Source organism: Pseudactinotalea sp. HY158 (genome assembly GCF_009660225.1).
In the GTDB taxonomy this organism is placed as follows: domain Bacteria; phylum Actinomycetota; class Actinomycetes; order Actinomycetales; family Beutenbergiaceae; genus HY158.
Genome location: NZ_CP045920.1, coordinates 1,505,745 through 1,523,620, shown reverse-complemented (window position 1 = coordinate 1,523,620; position 17,876 = coordinate 1,505,745). Strand labels below are relative to the sequence as shown.

General features: G+C 72.0%; 16 protein-coding genes. 5 read left to right on the top strand and 11 right to left on the bottom strand.

Annotated elements, in window-relative coordinates; translation table 11 throughout:
• Window positions 1-34 precede the first annotated feature (34 nt).
• The 11 genes from der to GCE65_RS06725 all read right to left on the bottom strand — a co-directional run bounded on the left by der (window position 35) and on the right by GCE65_RS06725 (window position 10,964).
• Window positions 35-1,507, bottom strand: coding sequence for a ribosome biogenesis GTPase Der (gene der, locus GCE65_RS06775; protein WP_152818985.1), 1,473 nt, complete (start codon window positions 1,505-1,507; stop codon window positions 35-37).
• A 115-nt stretch (window positions 1,508-1,622) separates the two neighbouring features.
• The gene (locus GCE65_RS06770; RefSeq protein ID WP_153877850.1) at window positions 1,623-2,327 is read right to left on the bottom strand and encodes a 1-acyl-sn-glycerol-3-phosphate acyltransferase; all 705 of its coding nucleotides are present in this window, start codon (window positions 2,325-2,327) and stop codon (window positions 1,623-1,625) included.
• Window positions 2,324-2,986 carry a (d)CMP kinase gene (gene cmk / locus GCE65_RS06765; protein WP_153877849.1) on the bottom strand — a complete coding sequence of 221 codons (663 nt, stop codon included), beginning with the start codon at window positions 2,984-2,986 and terminating at the stop codon, window positions 2,324-2,326. The genes GCE65_RS06770 and cmk overlap by 4 nt, the downstream gene beginning before the upstream one ends.
• Window positions 2,983-4,098 (bottom strand): prephenate dehydrogenase, encoded by a 1,116-nt coding sequence (locus tag GCE65_RS06760; RefSeq protein ID WP_153877848.1) that lies wholly within the window; start codon window positions 4,096-4,098, stop codon window positions 2,983-2,985. Before GCE65_RS06760 ends, cmk begins: the two co-directional genes overlap by 4 nt.
• An 82-nt stretch (window positions 4,099-4,180) precedes the next feature.
• Window positions 4,181-4,924, bottom strand: coding sequence for a pseudouridine synthase (locus tag GCE65_RS06755; RefSeq protein ID WP_153877847.1), 744 nt, complete (start codon window positions 4,922-4,924; stop codon window positions 4,181-4,183).
• Window positions 4,925-4,985: 61 nt separating this feature from the next.
• Window positions 4,986-5,585, bottom strand: coding sequence for an SMC-Scp complex subunit ScpB (scpB, locus tag GCE65_RS06750; protein WP_153877846.1), 600 nt, complete (start codon window positions 5,583-5,585; stop codon window positions 4,986-4,988).
• Window positions 5,582-6,457, bottom strand: coding sequence for a ScpA family protein (locus tag GCE65_RS06745; RefSeq protein ID WP_153877845.1), 876 nt, complete (start codon window positions 6,455-6,457; stop codon window positions 5,582-5,584). The genes scpB and GCE65_RS06745 overlap by 4 nt, the downstream gene beginning before the upstream one ends.
• Complete coding sequence (locus GCE65_RS06740) at window positions 6,381-7,220, bottom strand: ParA family protein (protein ID WP_152818920.1); 840 nt, start codon at window positions 7,218-7,220, stop codon at window positions 6,381-6,383. Before GCE65_RS06740 ends, GCE65_RS06745 begins: the two co-directional genes overlap by 77 nt.
• A 93-nt stretch (window positions 7,221-7,313) precedes the next feature.
• Complete coding sequence (locus tag GCE65_RS06735; RefSeq protein ID WP_228760150.1) at window positions 7,314-8,975, bottom strand: MFS transporter; 1,662 nt, start codon at window positions 8,973-8,975, stop codon at window positions 7,314-7,316.
• A gap of 115 nt (window positions 8,976-9,090) precedes the next feature.
• Window positions 9,091-10,047: a site-specific tyrosine recombinase XerD gene (locus tag GCE65_RS06730; protein ID WP_152818919.1), complete on the bottom strand. Its 957-nt coding sequence runs from the start codon at window positions 10,045-10,047 to the stop codon at window positions 9,091-9,093.
• A 14-nt stretch (window positions 10,048-10,061) separates the two neighbouring features.
• On the bottom strand, window positions 10,062-10,964 hold the full coding sequence (locus GCE65_RS06725) for a heme o synthase (RefSeq protein ID WP_228760149.1): 903 nt from the start codon (window positions 10,962-10,964) through the stop codon (window positions 10,062-10,064).
• Between the two features lie 287 nt (window positions 10,965-11,251).
• Here GCE65_RS06725 and tkt point away from each other — a divergent pair, with 287 nt between their 5' ends.
• The 5 genes from tkt to pgl are packed head-to-tail and all read left to right on the top strand — an operon-like array spanning window position 11,252 to window position 17,725.
• Complete coding sequence (gene tkt, locus GCE65_RS06720) at window positions 11,252-13,360, top strand: transketolase (protein WP_153877843.1); 2,109 nt, start codon at window positions 11,252-11,254, stop codon at window positions 13,358-13,360.
• A 39-nt stretch (window positions 13,361-13,399) separates the two neighbouring features.
• Window positions 13,400-14,503, top strand: a complete 1,104-nt coding sequence (tal, locus tag GCE65_RS06715; RefSeq protein ID WP_153877842.1) for a transaldolase — start codon at window positions 13,400-13,402, stop codon at window positions 14,501-14,503.
• The gene (gene zwf / locus GCE65_RS06710; protein ID WP_152818917.1) at window positions 14,503-16,041 is read left to right on the top strand and encodes a glucose-6-phosphate dehydrogenase; all 1,539 of its coding nucleotides are present in this window, start codon (window positions 14,503-14,505) and stop codon (window positions 16,039-16,041) included. The genes tal and zwf overlap by 1 nt, the downstream gene beginning before the upstream one ends.
• A complete protein-coding gene (locus GCE65_RS06705) occupies window positions 16,038-16,976 on the top strand; it encodes a glucose-6-phosphate dehydrogenase assembly protein OpcA (RefSeq protein ID WP_153877841.1) in 939 nt (312 codons plus the stop codon). The genes zwf and GCE65_RS06705 overlap by 4 nt, the downstream gene beginning before the upstream one ends.
• Entirely contained in the window at window positions 16,973-17,725 is a 753-nt protein-coding gene (gene pgl / locus GCE65_RS06700; protein ID WP_153877840.1) for a 6-phosphogluconolactonase, read from the top strand. Before GCE65_RS06705 ends, pgl begins: the two co-directional genes overlap by 4 nt.
• Window positions 17,726-17,876 lie beyond the last annotated feature (151 nt).

Genomic DNA, 17,876 nt, shown 5'->3' with positions numbered 1-17,876 from the left:
GCCCGCGTCGTCCATCCGCCCGGTGGCCGGCTCCTCAGCGCCGGCGGCGCTTCTCCCGCACCCGCACGCTCAGCTCGATCGGGCTCCCCTCGAAGGAGAACGCCTCGCGCAGGCGGCGCTCGATGAACCGGCGATACGTCGGCTCGAGGAATCCGGTGGCGAAGAGCACGAACCGTGGCGGCCGGTTCGACGCCTGGGTCGCAAACAGGATCCGCGGCTGCTTCCCGCCCCGGACCGGGTGCGGGTGGGCCGCCACGAGTTCACCGAGGAAGGCGTTGAGGCGGCCGGTCGGGATCCGCTGATCCCACGAGGCCAGGGCCGTGTCGAGCGCCCGCACGAGCCGGTCGGTGTGCCAGCCTGTCCGCGCCGAGAAGTTGATCCGCGGGGCCCAGGTGAGCTGCACCATCTCCCGCTCGATCTCCCGTTCGAGGAGCATCCGGCGGTCGTCGTCGAGGAGGTCCCACTTGTTGTAGGCGACCACGAGTGCCCGGCCGGCGTCGACGGTCTGCTGGACCACCCGGATGTCCTGCTCGGTCACGGGCTGGGAGGCGTCGATGAGCACCACCGCGACCTCGGCCTTCTCGAGTGCGGCCTGGGTGCGCAGCGAGGCGTAGAAGTCGGGCCCCGAGGTCTGGTGCACGCGCCGGCGGATGCCCGCGGTGTCGACGAACCACCAGTCGCGGCCCGCGAGGCTCACGAGTTCGTCGACCGGGTCGCGGGTGGTGCCGGCGACCGAGTCGACCACGACCCGGTCGGTGCCGGTCAGCTTGTTCAGGAGGGAGGACTTGCCCACGTTCGGACGGCCCACGAGGGCGACGCGGCGAGGCCCGCCCTGGGGCAGCGCGTCGCCGACGGCCGATCGGGCCGGCAGGAGTTCGAGCACCCGGTCGAGCAGATCCCCCGAGCCGCGACCGTGCAGCGCGGAGACGAGGAACGGCTCGCCGAGGCCGAGGTTCCACAGCGCGAGGGCGTCGGCCTCGGAGCGCTGGTCGTCCACCTTGTTCGCGACGAGCAGGCTCGGCTTCTTCGTACGCCGCAGCAGCCTGACCACGTGCTCGTCGGCATCGGTCGCGCCGACGCTCGCGTCGACCACGAACAGCACCGCATCGGCCAGCTCGATCGCCGCCTCGGCCTGGTCCGCGACCCGTCCGGGCAGCCCCTTGGCTCCCCGCTCCCAGCCGCCGGTGTCGACCACGGTGAAGCGCCGCCCGGACCACTCGGCCGAATACGAGACCCGGTCTCGGGTCACCCCCGGGGTGTCCTGGACGACGGCCTCGCGACGCCCGAGGATCCGGTTGACCAGCGTGGACTTGCCCACGTTCGGCCGCCCCACGATGGCGAGCACCGGCAGCGGCCCCTCACCGTCGTTCTCGGCCTGCTCCCCCTCGTGCGCGTCGAGGAGCGCGGCGTCGGCATCGTCCAGGAGGTAGTCCGCGAGTCCCGCACGCAGGGCCTCGGCGTGACGGACGTCGTCAGCGCTCTCGGCCACGTCGAAGCGCGCGTCCATACTCTCGGTCTCGGCGGGGTCCCACGCATCGAGGGGCTGCGGGGCGGAGGTCGGCTCGGAGGTCGTCACCACCGTATTCTGACAGGCTCGGGCCGGGCTCGCATTCCCGCCGGTGTCACTCGGCGGACTCGGGCAGGTCGATCCCGGTCCGGGCGATCGCGGCCGCGACGTTGTCGGCCATGTGGGTGCGCACCTGCTCGACCGCGGCGGTGACGGCCGCACGGCCCGTGCCGAGCGCGGGGTCGGCCGCGACGAACGGCTCGCCGATCACGACGGCCAGGCGGGCCCGGAATCCCGGCACGTGGCCGCGCTTGTCGCCGGGCCGACGGGTGCCGAGGATCGCGACGGGAACGACCGGAGCCTGCGCCCGGACCGCGAGCCACGCGACCCCGGCCTTCGCGTCGGTCACATCGCCGCGGCCGCGAGTGCCCTCCGGGAACACGCCCACGAGCCGGTCCTCGTTCAGCAGCGCGAGGGCGGTCGTCAGCGCCGCCCGGCCGCTCTTGCGGTCGACCGGTATCTGCCCGGCCCCGCGCATGAGGATCCCGATGAAGCCGGAGAACGCCTCCTCCTTGATGATGAAGTGCGACCGGCGCGGCAACGCGCCGTGCAACACCGGCCCGTCGATGATGCCCGTGTGGTTCGCCGCCACGATGATCCGGCCCGTGGCGGGGATGTTCTCGGCCCCGATGATCGTCGTGTTCCACACGATCCGGGCGAGGAACTGGCCCACGCGCCGCGACCACGCGGTTCCCCATCGGCGGATGTCCTCGGGGCGGATGGACTGGCCCGGGGTGGGCTTGCCGGCCGCCCGGCTCATGCGCCCAGCACCAGCTCGCGCACGGCCGCGATCGTCTCGGGCAGGGTCAGGTGCGTCGAGTCGACGGTGATCACCCCGTCGGCCGCCATCCGGAAGTTCGAGACGGTCGAGTCGTCGGCGTCGCGGCGCACCACCTGGTCGGCGGTCGCGGCCAGGGCCGCCGGATCGTCGCTGCCGTGGACCTCCCGGGCGCGCCGCGCGAGCCGGGCGGACTCGTCGGCCACGAGCAGGATCCGCACGTCGGCATCGGGGGCGATGACCGTGGTGATGTCGCGCCCCTCGGCGATGATGCCGGCCGGCGCGGCGGCGATGATCGCGCGCTGCGCCTCCTTCATCCAGGCCCGGACGGCCAGGTTGGTGGCGACCTTCGAGACCTCGGTCGCGATGCGGGTCTCGCGGATCGCGCCGGTCACGTCGACGCCGTCGACGACGAAGCGCGGGTCGAGTGGGTCCGTGCCGATGATCCAGGGCACCGCGGCGACCGCGGCCGCCGTGGCCGCCCGGTCGGTCAGGTCGACCCCGCGGCGATGGCACCACCAGGTGGCGCATCGGTACATGGCCCCGGTGTCGAGGTAGCCCATGCCCAGTTCCCGGGCGATCGCCCGGGAGATGGTCGACTTGCCGGATCCGGAGGGTCCGTCGATCGCCACGGTCGTCACGCCGACACCACCCGCCACCCACGCTCGGTCAATGCATCCTCCAGTTGCTGCGCCGCCGCCGGAACGACGGAGACGATCGCCATGCCGACCTTCTGCTTCGGTGAGTGTTCCATGGCGAAGTCCTCGATGTTCACGCCGATCTCCCCCACCTCGCCGAACAGCCGACCGAGTTCGCCCGGCTGGTCGGGCACGAGCACGATCACCTCGGTGTACCGCTTGCGGGCTCCGCCGTGCTTGCCGGGGATCCGCCCCACGCCGTCGTTGCCCGCCGAGATCACCCCGGCGATCCCGTGCATGGCGCCGACGGCGAGCGGGCCGTCCTCGGCGGCCCGGTCGAGGGCCTCGAGGAGGCCGTCGAGGTCGTCGCGCAGCTCGCGCATGACGGTCCGTACCGACGACGCGTTCCCGGTGATGATCGCGGTCCACAGTTTCGCGTCGCTCGCCGCGATCCGGGTGAGGTCGCGCACGCCCTGCCCGGCCAGGCCGAGGGCGGGTTCGGGTGCCTCGAGCAGCCGGGCGGCCACGAGCGAGGCGACGAGCTGCGGCATGTGGGAGACGAGCGCGACGGCGTCGTCGTGCTCGCGCGCGCCGAGGTAGGCGGGGGCGCCCCCGAGGTCGCCCGCGAGGTTGCGCACGGCGAGCACGGCGGCCGGATCTGCGTCCTCGTGGGCGCAGATCACCCAGGGGCGGCCCGCGAAGAGCTCGCCGGTCGCTGCCGAGGCGCCGGACTTCTCACGGCCGGCCATCGGGTGGGAGCCGACATAGCGGCTGAGGTCGAGGGTGGCGAAGTCGCGCAACTCCTCGAGGATCACGCCCTTGACGCTCGCGACGTCGGTGACGACCGCGCGCGGGAACGTGTGCAGCGCCGACCCGACGATGCCCGCGGTCACGTCGGGCGGGGTCGCCACGACGACGAGCGTCGGCGGCTCGGCCCCGGGGGCGTCGAGTTCCCCGGCGCCCAGGTCCCGGGCGAGCGCCTGCGCTACCGGCGAGGCGTCGCGGATGCGCACGCTCACCCCGAGCGCCGTCAGGGCCAGTCCGATGCTGGCTCCGAGCAGGCCGCTTCCGATGATGAGAACGGGGCCGACGGTGGCCGCTGGTTCGCTGGTCACCCCACGACCCTACTCGTCCGACCCGATCGCCGGGCTCGTACCGGGTGGACGCGCCGGGCGGGTGTGCGGGTCATCACACCCGTCACAGGTCGACGGCGCGCATGAGCCGGCCGAGCTCCTGTCCGCCGACGACCCGGGTGCGACCGGGCTTGAGGGTGCCGAGGTGGATCGGCCCGAAGTCGGTGCGGGAGAGCCGGGTCACGGGGTGGCCCACCTCGGCCAGCAGCCGGCGCACGATGTGGTTGCGGCCCTCGTGGAGCACGACCTGCACGAGCGAGGCGTCCGCGGCCTGCTCCAGCACGGTGAACCGGTCCACGGCCGCGGGCCCGTCCTCGAGCTCGACGCCCGCGAGCAGCCGCCGCCCGAGGCCACGGCTCACGCGCCCCTGCACCCGGGCGACGTAGGTCTTGCTCACCTCGTAGGAGGGGTGGGCGAGCCGGTGCGCCAGTTCCCCGTCGTTCGTCAGCAGCAGCAGGCCCTCGGTCTCGGCGTCGAGGCGGCCCACGTGGAAGAGCCGCTCCGGGCGGGCGCCCACGAACTCCGACAGGTCGGGCCGGCCCCGCTCGTCGTTCATCGTGGAGACGACGCCGCGCGGCTTGTTGAGCGCGAGCGTCACCAGCCCCTCGTCCAGCTGAACCCGCAGCCCGTCGACGTGGATGACGGCCGTCGCGGGATCGACCCGGGTGCCGAGCTCGCGCACGGTCACGCCGCCGACGCTCACCCGGCCGGCGGCGATGAGCACCTCGCAGGCGCGGCGCGAGCCCACCCCGGCCCCCGCGAGCACCTTCTGCAGTCGCACCCCGGTGGGTTCGTGTCGGTCGGTCATGCTCGTCTCCTCGTTCGCCGGTCGCGGGCCGCCACGGCGGCGCCCGCCTCGCCGATCGGACTCATCGCGGCGCGTCGACGTCGTCCAGCGCCTCGACCTCGGGCAGGTACGGCGCCAGCGGCGGCAACTCGTCCAAACCGCGCAATCCTAGCCGCTCGAGGAACACGTCGGTCGTGGCGTAGAGCACGGCACCGGTCTCGACGTCGGTCCCCGTCTCGGTCACCAGCCCCCGGGTCGTGAGCGTCCGCACGACGGAGTCGACGTTCACGCCGCGGATGCCGGCGATGCGGCCGCGGGAGATCGGCTGGCGGTAGGCGACGACCGCGAGGGTCTCGAGCGCCGCCTGGGTGAGCCGCGCCGTCTGACCGTCCCGCACGAACTCGGTGACGACGTCGGCGTAGTCCGGGTGGGAGTAGAACCGCCAGCCGCGGCCCACCTCCCGCAGCACGAAGCCGCGGCCCGCGTACTGCCCGGACAGCGCGTGCAGGGCCTCGAGCACCACGGCCCGCGGCACCGCGAGCACCGCGGCCAGGCGCGTAGCGGACACGGGCTCGTCGGCGACCATGAGGATCGCCTCGATCGCGGCGGGCACACCCCCGGCGCCCTGGTCGGCCCCCGTGTCGTCGTCCTGCTGCGGCCCGGTGCTCGCTGGGCTCCTCATGAGCGCTCCTCGTCGAAATCGTCGCCGATGTTCACGGTACCCTCGTCCTGCCCCGTCCAGCGCACGGTGAGATCGCCGAGCGGGACCGCCTGCTCGAAGCCCACGAGCTGCTCGCGGAAGAGCTCGAGCAGCGCGAGGAAGCGGGCCACGACGTGGCCGAGCGACTCGGCGTCGGCCACGAGATCCCGGAAGGTGGCCGCCCGGCTCCGTCGCAACCGCTCGACGAGGACCGCGGCCTGCTCCCGCACGCTCACCACCGGATGGTGCAGGTGCGTCAGGTCCACGCCCGGGGGTGGCTCCTTCGGCGCCATGGCGCCCGCCGCGAGGCGGGCCAGGTCCTCGGCCCCGATCTGCATGACCAGCTCGGGCAGCACCGCAGCGAAGGCCGGTTCGAGTCCGACCTCACGGGGCAGGGAGCGGCCCTCGTCGTGCCAGCGCCCCTCGAGCCAGCCGGCCACCTCCTTGAATGCCCGATACTGCAGCAGCCGGGCGAAGAGCAGGTCCCGGGCCTCGAGGAGTTCGAGGTCCTCGGTGTCGTCGACCGTGCCCGAGGGCAGCAGCCGCGCGGCCTTGAGGTCGAGGAGGGTCGCGGCGATGACGAGGAACTCGCTCGCCTGCGACAGGTCCCAGCCGCCCTGGCCGCGGATATAGGAGATGAACTCGTCCGTGACGACGGCGAGCGCCACCTCGGTCACGTCCAGCCGCCGGCGGGCGATGAGCTGCAGGAGCAGGTCGAAGGGGCCCGAGAAGTTCTCGAGCGTGACCTCGAATTCGCGCCGGGGGTCTGCAGGCGGGTCAGGCGACGTCGCCACGGGAGATGAGTTCGCGCGCGAGCGCCCGGTAGGCGTGGGCCCCGGCGTGGGTGGGCGCATACGTGAGGATCGACTCGGTGGCCACCGAGGCGTCCGGGAACTTGATCGTGCGGGCGATCACCGTGGTGAAGACCTTGTCGCCGAACGCCTCGCGCACCCGCTCGAGCACCTCCCGGGCGTGCAGCGTGCGCCCGTCGTACATCGTGGCGAGGATGCCGTCGGTGTGCAGGCGCGGGTTGAGGCGGTCGCGCACCTTGTCGATGGTCTCGACCAGGAGGGCGACCCCCCGCAGCGCGAAGAACTCGGTCTCGAGCGGGATGATCACCCCGTGTGCGGCCGTGAGGGCGTTGACGGTGAGGAGCCCGAGGGAGGGCTGGCAGTCGACGAGGATGACGTCGTAGTCGTCGAGCACGGGCCGCAGCACCCGCGTGAGCGCCTGTTCGCGGGCGACCTCGGAGACCAGCTGCACCTCGGCGGCCGACAGGTCGATGTTCGCGGGCACGACGTCGAGGCCCTCGACCGAGGTGCGGTGGATGACCTCGCGCACGTCCGAGCGGGGCGACATGAGCACGGTGTAGATCGACTCGTCGAGCTCGTGGGCGCTGACGCCGAGGCCGGCGGAGGCCGCGCCCTGGGGATCGAAGTCCACGATGAGCACGCGGCGACCGCACTCGGCGAGCGCCGCACCCAGGTTGATGGTCGTGGTCGTCTTGCCGACGCCGCCCTTCTGGTTGCACATGGCAATAATCCGCGCCGGGCCGTGCCCGGTCAGGGCAGGGGGCTCCGGGAAGTTCGGAACGGGCGCAAGATCGTCGGTGCTCATCACTTCGTAACCTACTGGCCGAACGCTCCCGCGCCAAAGCACACCGCCGGACGACGCGCAATCCGTCTCGTTCGGGCCGCCCTCCCGAACGGCTCAGCGCCGCTCGCGCTCGGTGCCCTCTGTGCCGTCTGGGCCCTCTGTGCCATCTGGGCCCTCTGGGCCCTCTCTGCCCACTGTGTTCTCTGTGTTCTCTGTGTTCTCTGTGCCGGCCTCGGTCTCGGTGATCCCACCCGCGGACTCCCCCGGATCCTCGATCGTGCCGGTCTCGGCGACATAGCGCGCCTCGTCGTCCGTGGCGACGGTCGGGCTCCCGCCGGGGAGCCGCCGGCGCGCGGTCTCGGGCGTGAAGAACACGCACACGATTCCCACGATGCCGGCGACGATGAGGACGTAGGCGGGCATCATCTCGTTCCCGGTCCAGGAGACGAGCCCCTCGGAGATGAGCGGCGTCGTGCCGCCGAAGGCCGAGACGGAGATGTTGAAGGCCACCGCCAGCGCCCCATAGCGCACGTTCGTGGGGAACAGCGCGGGCAGGGTCGAGGGCTCCGTGCTGTTGAAGCACAACAACATGATGCCGACGATCAGCACCCCGAGGAACACCACGAGATGCTCACCGGAACGCATGAGCGCGAACGCCGGGATCGAGGCCACGACGAGAAGCCCGCAGCCGGTCCACATGACCGGCTTGCGCCCGACCGCATCGGAGAGCCGCGCCACGAACAGCACCGCCGCCGCCAGCACGAGCATGACCGCGGTGACGATGACGAGCGCGACGGTGCTCGAGAGGGAGGCGATGCTCTCGAGGTAGGTCGGCAGGTACCCGCTGAGCATGTAGTTCGTCACGTTGAACGTGAGCACGAGCCCCATGCACACGAGCAGCCGCGGCCACTGCTCGACGACCGTCTGTCGGAATTGCTGGGCCCCGCCGCCCTCGGAGCCCGCCTTCTCCTCCTCGGTGAGCTTCTCGAAGGCCGGCGTCTCCTGGAGCCGCAGCCGCATGTACAGCGCGACGAGGCCGAGCGGCCCGCCGAGCAGGAACGGGATCCGCCATCCCCACGCGAGCATCGCGTCCTGGGAGAGGCCCGCCGTCAACCCGGTGACCAGCGCCGCGCCGCAGATGTAGCCGGACAGGGTGCCCACGGGCAGGAAGCCCGCGAGGAATCCGCGGCGACGATCCGGGGCGTGCTCGTCGATGTAGGTCATCGCCCCGACGTACTCGCCGCCGGTCGAGAAGCCCTGCACCATCCGGGTGACCAGGAGCAGGATCGCCGCCCAGAAGCCGATGCCGCTCCCCCACGGGCCCCAGCTGTCATAACCCGGCAGGAGGCCCGTCGCCGTGGTCGCGCAGGCCATGAGCGTGATCGTGACCATGAGGACCCGCCGGCGTCCGATCCGGTCGCCCAGCGGGCCGAGCACGAACCCTCCGAGCGGGCGCACGAGGAACGAGGCGGCGAGGATCCCGAAGGTGCCGATCAACGAGGCCGTGCCCGAGGCGCCCGAGGGGAAGAACACCTGGGCGATGACGGTCGCGAGATAGGCGTAGACGCCGAAGTCGTACCACTCCATGAAGTTGCCGACCGCGGTCCCGGTCACCGATCGGCGCATCGCCTCCGGATCGGCGACCGTGACGTCCTCCAGCCGCCACGTCCGTCGGTGGACGGCCACCGCGGAGCCACCGTCGACGCGCCCGGTGTCTCGCCCGTCGTCCTGCCCGGCATCTCGCCCGCTACCTCGCCCGGTGTCTCGCTCGGCCATGTCTTCAGTTCTACGCCCGACTCCCGCGCGGGGATACGGCTGCGGCGATCCGCGTGCGGAACCGACGCGGCGGTCACGTCCCGACCGAGGGAACCGTCTCAGCCGAGGGCGCGTCTCAGCCGAGGGCGCGGGGGTGAGCCGCGGTGTAGATCTCCCGGAGCGTGTCGGGGCTGACCATCGTGTAGATCTGGGTCGTGGCCACCGAGGCGTGACCGAGGAGCTCCTGCACCACCCGTACATCGGCGCCGCCGGAGAGCAGGTGCGTGGCATAGGAGTGTCGCAGGGTGTGCGGGGAGATGTGGGCGTCGAGGCCGCCGCGGTCGGCCGCCGCCTGCAGGATCGCCCAGGCGCTCTGCCGGGACAGCGGATTGCCCCGCTGGTTGACGAACAGCGCGCCGTGTCCGCCGCCGGCCTGCATGAGCACGGGTCGGCACCGCACGAGGTACGCCTCGATCGCCTCGACCGCGTACCGCCCGATCGGCACGACCCGCTCCTTGCGGCCCTTGCCGAAGAGCCGGATCGCGGGGGCCTGCCCCGTCTCGACGTCGTCGACCGCCAGACCGACCGCCTCGCTGATCCGGGCCCCCGTGCCGTAGAGCACCTCGACCAGCGCGCGATCGCGCAGGCCGAGCGGGTCCGGGGCCGCCTCGGCGCCCGAGAGCAGCCGGTTCACCTGGTCGAGCCCGATCGCCTTGGGCAGCGCCTTCATCCCGCCCGGGGGCCGCACCCGCCGCGACGGATCCTCGGCGGACCGCCCCTCCTGCAGCTGGAACCGGTGCCAGCCGCGCACGGCGACCACCGCCCGGGCCGTGGACGAGGCGGACAGCGCGCTGCCGCCGTCCGTACCCGTACGGAGGGCCTCGACGTACTCGGCGACGTCCCGCTCCCGGACGCGGGCGACGTCGTCCACACCCCGCTCCTGCAGATACCGCACGTAGCGCTGCAGGTCGCGGCGGTACGCCGCCTGGGTATGGCTCGAGGCGCCGCGCTCGACCGCGAGATGGTCGAGGTACTGGCGCAGCGGCGTGCCCAGTCCGGCCGGGAGGTCCCCAGCGGTCCCGGGGCTGGTCATCGCGCCGGCACGGCTCAGAAGGGCAGGAACGGATCGACGAGCACGGCCAGGAACACGATCGTGAGATACGTGATGGAGCCGTGGAACACCTTCATCGCGAGCAGCTTGCGCGCACCGGAGCGTGCCCGGCGCCACAGCTGCACGCACAGGAGGCCGAACCAGGCACCCGCGGCGAGCGCCACGATCCCGTAGAACCAACCCATCCCGGCGACCGGGACGAGCGCGAGGGAGCAGCCGATCATCGCCGCCGCGTAGGCGACCATCTGCCAGGCCACGAGCGGGGCCGGAGCCGAGACGGGCAGCATCGGCACACCCGCGTCGGCGTAGTCCTTCTTGAACTTCATGCTCAGCGGCCAGTAGTGGGGCGGGGTCCAGAAGAAGATGATCCCGAACAGCAGCACGGGTGCCCAGCCGAGCGAATCGGTCACGGCCGCCCAGCCGATGAGCACGGGCATGCAGCCGGCCGCGCCGCCCCAGACGATGTTCTGGGTGGTGTGGCGCTTGAGGAGGATCGTGTACCCGATCGAGTACATGGCGTTCGCGGCGAGGGCGAGCCAGGCCGCGAGCCAGTTGACGAGGAGCCCGAGCCACAGCACCGAGGCCGCGGCGAGCACGAAGGCGAACACGAGCGCGGCGACCGGGCTCACGACCCCGGTCACGAGCGGACGCTTCTGCGTGCGGCTCATGATCGCGTCGATGTCGCGGTCGTACCACATGTTGAACGTGTTCGCGCTGCCGGCCGCGAGGGTGCCGCCGATCACGGTCGCGATCACGAGCAGGAGGCCGTCGAGCGCACCCTCCCCGGGCCAGCCCCCGGCCGCCAGGACCATCGTGGGCACGGTGGTCACGAGCAGGAGCTCGATGATGCGCGGCTTGGTCAACGCGACGAAGCCGCCGATGCGATCGCGGACGCTCACCGCTCCGGAGCGCCGGCTTCCGAGGTTCGGCGCGGTCGAAACGGGAGGATGCGCCACGTCTGAGAACTCCTGAGATCAACGGGCGACCTCTGCGCGGTCACCCAGCACGATGCGAACCCCTCCAGTCTAGGCGACGCCCACCGGGGACCGAAGCCGACGACGAGGAGTGGACGCCCGTGCGGCCGGACGATCGCAGCCACTATCCTCGATGGAATGGATCCGCGCGCCGATCGTGCGTCGGCGCGATTCTCGAACGTCAGAGCCACATCGGCTGGAAAGTAGGCCCCGTGAACGTCTCCGCCCCGAAGGTCGCCTCCCTCAACTGGTCCGAGGTCGATGTCAAGGCCGTGGCCGTGGCCAAGGCACTCGCCGCCGACGCGGTCGAGAAGTGCGGCAGCGGCCACCCCGGCGCGCCGATCAGCCTGGCCCCCGCGGCCTATCTGCTCTACCAGCACGTCATGACCTCCGACCCGGCCGACCCGCACTGGCTCGGCCGCGACCGCTTCGTGCTCTCGAACGGCCACGCCTGCCTGCTCCAGTACATCCAGCTGTACCTGGGCGGTTTCGGCCTCGAGCTCGACGACATCGAGCACCTGCGCACGTGGGGCTCGCGCACCCCCGGGCACCCCGAGGTGAACCACACCCCGGGCATCGAGGTGACCACCGGGCCGCTCGGTCAGGGGATCGCGATGGCCGTCGGGGTCGCGATGGCCGCGCGCCGTGAGCGCGGGCTCCTCGACCCCGACGCCGCGCCCGGAACCTCCCCGTTCGACCACCACGTCTACTGCGTCGTGGGCGACGGCTGCCTGCAGGAGGGCGTCTCCTCCGAGGCCTCCTCCCTCGCCGGCACGCAGAACCTCGGCAACCTCATCACGATCTGGGACGACAACCGCATCTCGATCGAGGGCCACACCTCGATCGCGTTCACCGAGGACGTCTGCGCCCGCTACGAGGCCTACGGCTGGCACGTGCAGGAGGTCGACTGGACCCACGGCGGCACCGAGTACTTCGAGGACGTCGACGCCCTGCACGCCGCGCTCGTGGCCGCGAAGGCCGAGCGGGACCGCCCCTCGTTCATCCGCCTCAAGACCATCATGGCCTGGCCGAGCCCGACCAAGCAGGACACCGGCGACGCCCACGGCGCCAAGCTCGGCACCGAGGAGGTCGCGGGCCTGAAGGAGAACCTCGGCCTCGACCCCGCGGGGATCTTCGACGTGCCCGCCGACGTCATCGACCACACCCGCGGCCTGGTCGAGCGCGGCGCCGCGCTGCGGGCGCAGTGGGACGTGAGCTACGAGGCGTGGCGGCAGGCGAACCCGGAGCGGGCGGCCCTGCTCGACCGTCTGCGCGCCCGCGAGCTGCCGGGCGGCTGGGACGCCGTCCTCCCGCACTTCCCCGCGGGCACGGCCGTGGCCACCCGCGCCGCCTCCGGCAAGGTGCTCGCCGCCCTCGCCCCGGAGCTGCCCGAACTGTGGGGCGGCTCGGCCGACCTGGCCGGGTCGAACAACACGACGATGCCGGACGTGCCCTCGTTCTTCCCGGCGGAGCGCTCGAGCGACACGTTCCAGGGCGACGAGTACGGGCGCACCCTGCACTTCGGGATCCGCGAGTTCGCCATGGCCGCGATCCTCAACGGCATCTCGATCAACGGCCTCACCCGCGCCTACGGCGGCACGTTCCTCACGTTCTCCGACTACATGCGCCCGGCCGTGCGGCTCGCGGCCCTGCAGGAGGCCGGGAGCATCTTCGTGTGGACCCACGACTCCATCGGACTCGGGGAGGACGGCCCCACCCACCAGCCGATCGAGCATCTCGCCGCGCTCCGGGCGATCCCGCAGCTGTCGGTCGTGCGGCCCGCGGACGCGAACGAGACCGCCGCGGCCTGGGCCGAGGTGCTGCGCCGCCCCGGCCACGCCGCCGGCCTCGCCCTCACCCGCCAGGGCGTGCCCACCTTCCCGCGCGGGACGGACGGTTTCGCGAGTGTGGACGGCGTCGCCCGGGGCGCGTACGTGCTCATCGACTCCTCCACGCCCACCCCGGACGTCATCCTCATCGGCACCGGTTCCGAGGTTCAGCACGCCGTGGCCGCCCGGGAGCAGCTCGAGGCCGCCGGGATCGGCACCCGGGTCGTGTCCGCGCCGTGCCTCGAGTGGTTCGACGCCGAGGACGCCGAGTACCGCGAGTCCGTGCTGCCGGCGGCCGTCCGGGCCCGCGTGAGCATCGAGGCGGGCGTGGCGATGCCGTGGTTCAAGTACCTCGGCACCGCGGGCCGGGCCGTCTCGATCGAGCACTTCGGCGCCTCGGCGGACGCTGCCACGCTGTTCCGCGAGTTCGGCTTCACCCCCGAGGCCGTCGTGGCCGCGGCGAAGGAATCGATCGCGGCCGACGCCGGTTGACACGGGTAGACCAACGAACTCAACGATCGAGGAGCTACGGTGACGAAGACAGCTTTGGACAGACTCAACGACGCGGGCGTGGCGATCTGGCTCGACGACCTCTCCCGGGAGGCGCTGGGTGACGGCAGCCTCGCGGACCTCATCGCGACGAAGAACGTCGTGGGCGTGACGAGCAACCCGACGATCTTCCAGAAGTCGGTCGGGGACGGCACGGCCTACGCCGAGCAGCTCGCGGACCTGGCGGGCCGCGGGGTGAGCGTGGCGGAGGCCGTCACGACCATCACGACCGATGACGTCCGGGCGGCGTGCGACCTGTTCCTGCCCACGTACGAGGCGACCGGCGGCAAGGACGGTCGCGTCTCGATCGAGGTCGATCCGCGGCTGGCCCACGACACGGACGGCTCGGTCGCCCAGGCGTTCGAGCTCGCCCGGATCGTCGACCGACCCAACCTCATGGTCAAGATCCCGGCCACGGTCGAGGGGCTGCCCGCGATCACCGCGGCCACGGCTGCGGGGATCAGCGTGAACGTCACGCTCATCTTCTCCCTCGACCGATACCGGGCGGTGGCGACCGCGTTCGTCGACGGCCTGGAGCAGGCGCGGGCCGCGGGCATCGACCCGGGCACGATCCGCTCGACCGCCTCGATCTTCCTCTCCCGGATCGACGTGAAGGTGGACGACCGGCTCGACCGGATCGGATCCCCGGAGGCGCTCGCCGCCCGAGGAACGATCGCCGTGGCGAACGCGCGCCTCGCCTACGAGGTGTACGAGGAGATCTTCTCGGCTCCGAGGTTCGCCGACCTGGCGGCGGCCGGGGCGCACGCCCAGCGGCCGCTGTGGGCCTCCACCGGCACGAAGAACCCGGAGTACTCCGACACGAAGTACGTGGACGAGCTCGTGACCGACGACGTGGTGAACACGATGCCACACGCGACCCTCGAGGCGGTGCTCGACCACTCGCGCGCGGGCGCGGACACCGTTCGCGGCCACTACGACGAGGCCCGGGCGGCGATGGCGACCGTGACCGAACTCGGCATCGACCTGGACGCCGTCATGGCCGAGCTCGAGGCCGAGGGCGTGGAGAAGTTCGAGAAGTCGTGGCAGTCCCTCATCGACACCGTCTCCGCCGAGATGGGTCGTTGATGGCAGGGCCGTCCGCCGCCGGCGCCAATCCGCTCCGGCTGGAGGGCGACCGCCGTCTACCCCGGATCGCGGGCCCGTGTTCGCTGGTGATCTTCGGGGTCACCGGCGACCTGGCCACGAAGAAGCTCATGCCGGCGGTCTACGACCTCGCCAACCGCGGACTCCTGCCACCCGGCTTCGGCCTCACCGGGTTCGCCCGCCGGGACTGGGAGACCCAGGACTTCCAGCAGATCGCGCACGACGCGGTCCGCACCTACGCCCGCACCGAATTCCGTGAGGAGGTGTGGGAGCAGCTCTGCAAGGGCGTGCGGTTCGTCTCCGGCGAGTTCGGCGACGATCACGCGTTCGAGAAGCTCGCCGAGACGGTCCGGGAGCTCGACACCGAGCGGGGCACGGGCGGGAACCACGCGTTCTACCTGTCGGTCCCGCCGGGTCAGTTCCCCCTCGTCTGCCGCCAGCTCGCCGAGTCCGGGCTGTCCCGGGGCGGGGAGGGCTCGTGGCGGCGGGTCATCATCGAGAAGCCGTTCGGGCACGACCTGCTCAGCGCCCAGGCGCTCGACGACGTGGTCTCCGAGGTGTTCCCCCCCGATGCGGTCTTCCGGATCGACCACTACCTCGGCAAGGAGACGGTGCAGAACATCCTCGCGCTGCGCTTCGCGAACCAGATGTTCGAACCGATCTGGAACAACAACTACGTCGACCACGTGCAGATCACGATGGCCGAGGACATCGGCATCGGCTCCCGAGCCGGCTACTACGACGGCATCGGCGCAGCCCGGGACGTGATCCAGAACCACCTGCTCCAGTTGCTCGCGCTCACCGCGATGGAGGAGCCGGTCTCCTTCGACGCGGACGATCTGCGGGCCGAGAAGGAGAAGCTCCTCTCGGCCGTGCGGCTGCCCGAGGATCTGGCCGCGCACACCGCCAGGGGCCAGTACCTGGGCGGCTGGCAGGGCGGACACGAGGTGGTCGGGTTCCTCGACGAGCAGGGGATGAACCCCGAGTCCGTCACCGAGTCCTATGCCGCGATGCGGCTCGACATCGACACCCGCCGGTGGGCCGGCGTGCCGTTCTACCTCCGTACCGGCAAGCGGCTCGGCCGCCGCGTCACCGAGATCGCGGTCGTGTTCAAGCGGGCGCCCCACCTGCCCTTCGACTCCGAGGCCACTCAGGAGCTGGGGCAGAACGCCGTCGTCATCCGGGTCCAGCCCGACGAGGGGGTGACGATCCGGTTCGGCTCCAAGGTGCCGGGCACCTCGATGGAGGTGCGCGACGTGACCATGGACTTCGGCTACGGGCACGCGTTCACGGAGGCCTCCCCCGAGGCCTACGAGCGGCTCATCCTCGACGTCCTCCTCGGCGACCCGCCGTTGTTCCCGCGCCAGCGCGAGGTGGAGCTGTCGTGGGAGATCCTCGATCCCATCACGGAGTACTGGGCCACTCACGACCGGCCGGACACGTACCGTCCCGGCACGTGGGGGCCGGCCTCCGCCGACGCGATGCTGGCCCGGGACGGCCGGAAATGGAGGCGACCGTGATCGTCACGCTCGAAGGAACGAACACCGGCGAGATCGGCTCCAAGCTGCTCGAGTTGCGGGAGGAGGGCGGGGTCGTCGCACTCGGTCGCGTGCTCACCCTCATCGTCGTCGCCACCGGCGGCGACGTCGAACGCACGATCGCAGCGGCGAACGATGCGAGCCGCGAGCACCCGAGCCGGGTCATCGTCGTCGACGGTTCTCAGCCGGAGAACGGCGGCCGGATCGACGCCCAGATCCGCCTCGGGGCCGATGCGGGGGCGAGTGAGGTGGTCGTGCTGCACACCTCGATCGAGGAACACCTCTCGCCCGACACCCTCGTCAATCCGCTGCTGCTGCCGGACACGCCGATCGCGGTCTGGTGGCGCAATCGGGCACCCGAGAGCATGAGCGGCAGCCTCATCGGCGCGATCGCCCAGCGGCGCATCAGCGACGTGCTCGCCGGCGACGACCCGATCGGCGACCTGTACGCCCTCGCCGAGAACTACGCCCCCGGCGACACCGATCTGTCGTGGGCCCGCACCACCCTGTGGCGCGGGCTCGCCGCCGCCGCCCTCGACCAGCCTCCGCATCAGGCGGTCGACTCGGTCGAGGTGTGCGGCAATGCGCGCCGACCGTCCGTGCGCCTGTTCGCCGCCTGGTTCGCCTACGCCCTCGGTGTGCCGGTCCGGGTGGTGCACGAGGAGGACGCGACGGCGATCACGGCGTTCCGGCTCTTCCGCCAGGCCGGGATGATCTGCATGCGGCGTCCCGAGGGCAGCGCCGTGCTCACGATCACCGCCCCCGGGCAGCCCGAGCAGCAGATCGCGATGCCGCTGCGGACCACGGCCGACTGCCTCATGGAGGATCTGCGCCGACTCGACGCCGACACCATCTACGGCGCCACCCTGACGCAGGGACTGTCCGCCATCACCATCTCCGAGGAGGTCCTGCCATGAGCGCCCCGGCCCGTGAGCGCGCCGTCATCGTCCACCCCGATGCCCGCGCCCTCGCCCGCGCGACCGCAGCCCGGCTGCTGCTCGCCCTGATCGACGCCCAGGCCGTGCGCGAGCACGTGCACATCGCCGTCTCGGGCGGTTCCGTGGGCACCGAGGTGCTCGGCGCGGTCGCCGAATCCGACCTGCTCGACCTGGTCGATCTCGGCTCCGTGCACGTGTGGTGGGTCGACGAACGGTTCGTGCCCGCCGCCGACGCCGACCGGAACGCCGTCCAGGCCCGCGACGCGCTCTTCGACCGGATCGACCTGCCGGCGGAGAACCTGCACCCGATGCCCGCCTCCGACGAGGGGCTCACCCTGGCGGAGGCCGGCGATCGGTACGCGGCCGAGCTCGCCCGCTTCGCCGCCGACGGCGAGCCGCAGCCGGTGTTCGACGTCGTGCTGCTGGGGATGGGTCCGGACGGGCACATCGCCTCCCTGTTCCCGGGGCACGCCGGCCTGACGGCGACCGGTGTGACAGTCGTCGAGGCGGACTCCCCCAAGCCCCCACCGGAGCGTGTCTCCCTCACCTTCGAGTCGATCAACACGGCCCGGCAGGTGTGGCTGGCCGCATGGGGTGCGGGCAAGGCCGACGCCATCGCCTCCGCCCTGCGGGACGAGCCGGTCTCCACGACGCCCGCGGCCGGGGCGCGTGGCCGGGAGGTCACGCTGTGGATCCTCGACCCGGCGGCCGCGAGTCGCACGGCCTGAGGCCGCCTCCGGCAGATCGGCCCAGCCGAGTCCGCGGGGAAACTCCTCGGTGCACCGCACCGGCTCCCTACCCCGCACCGAGTCGACACCCCGCCCACGGGCAGGATCGGGGACGATCCCCGGTGCCCGACACCAGCAAGTCTCCCCACAC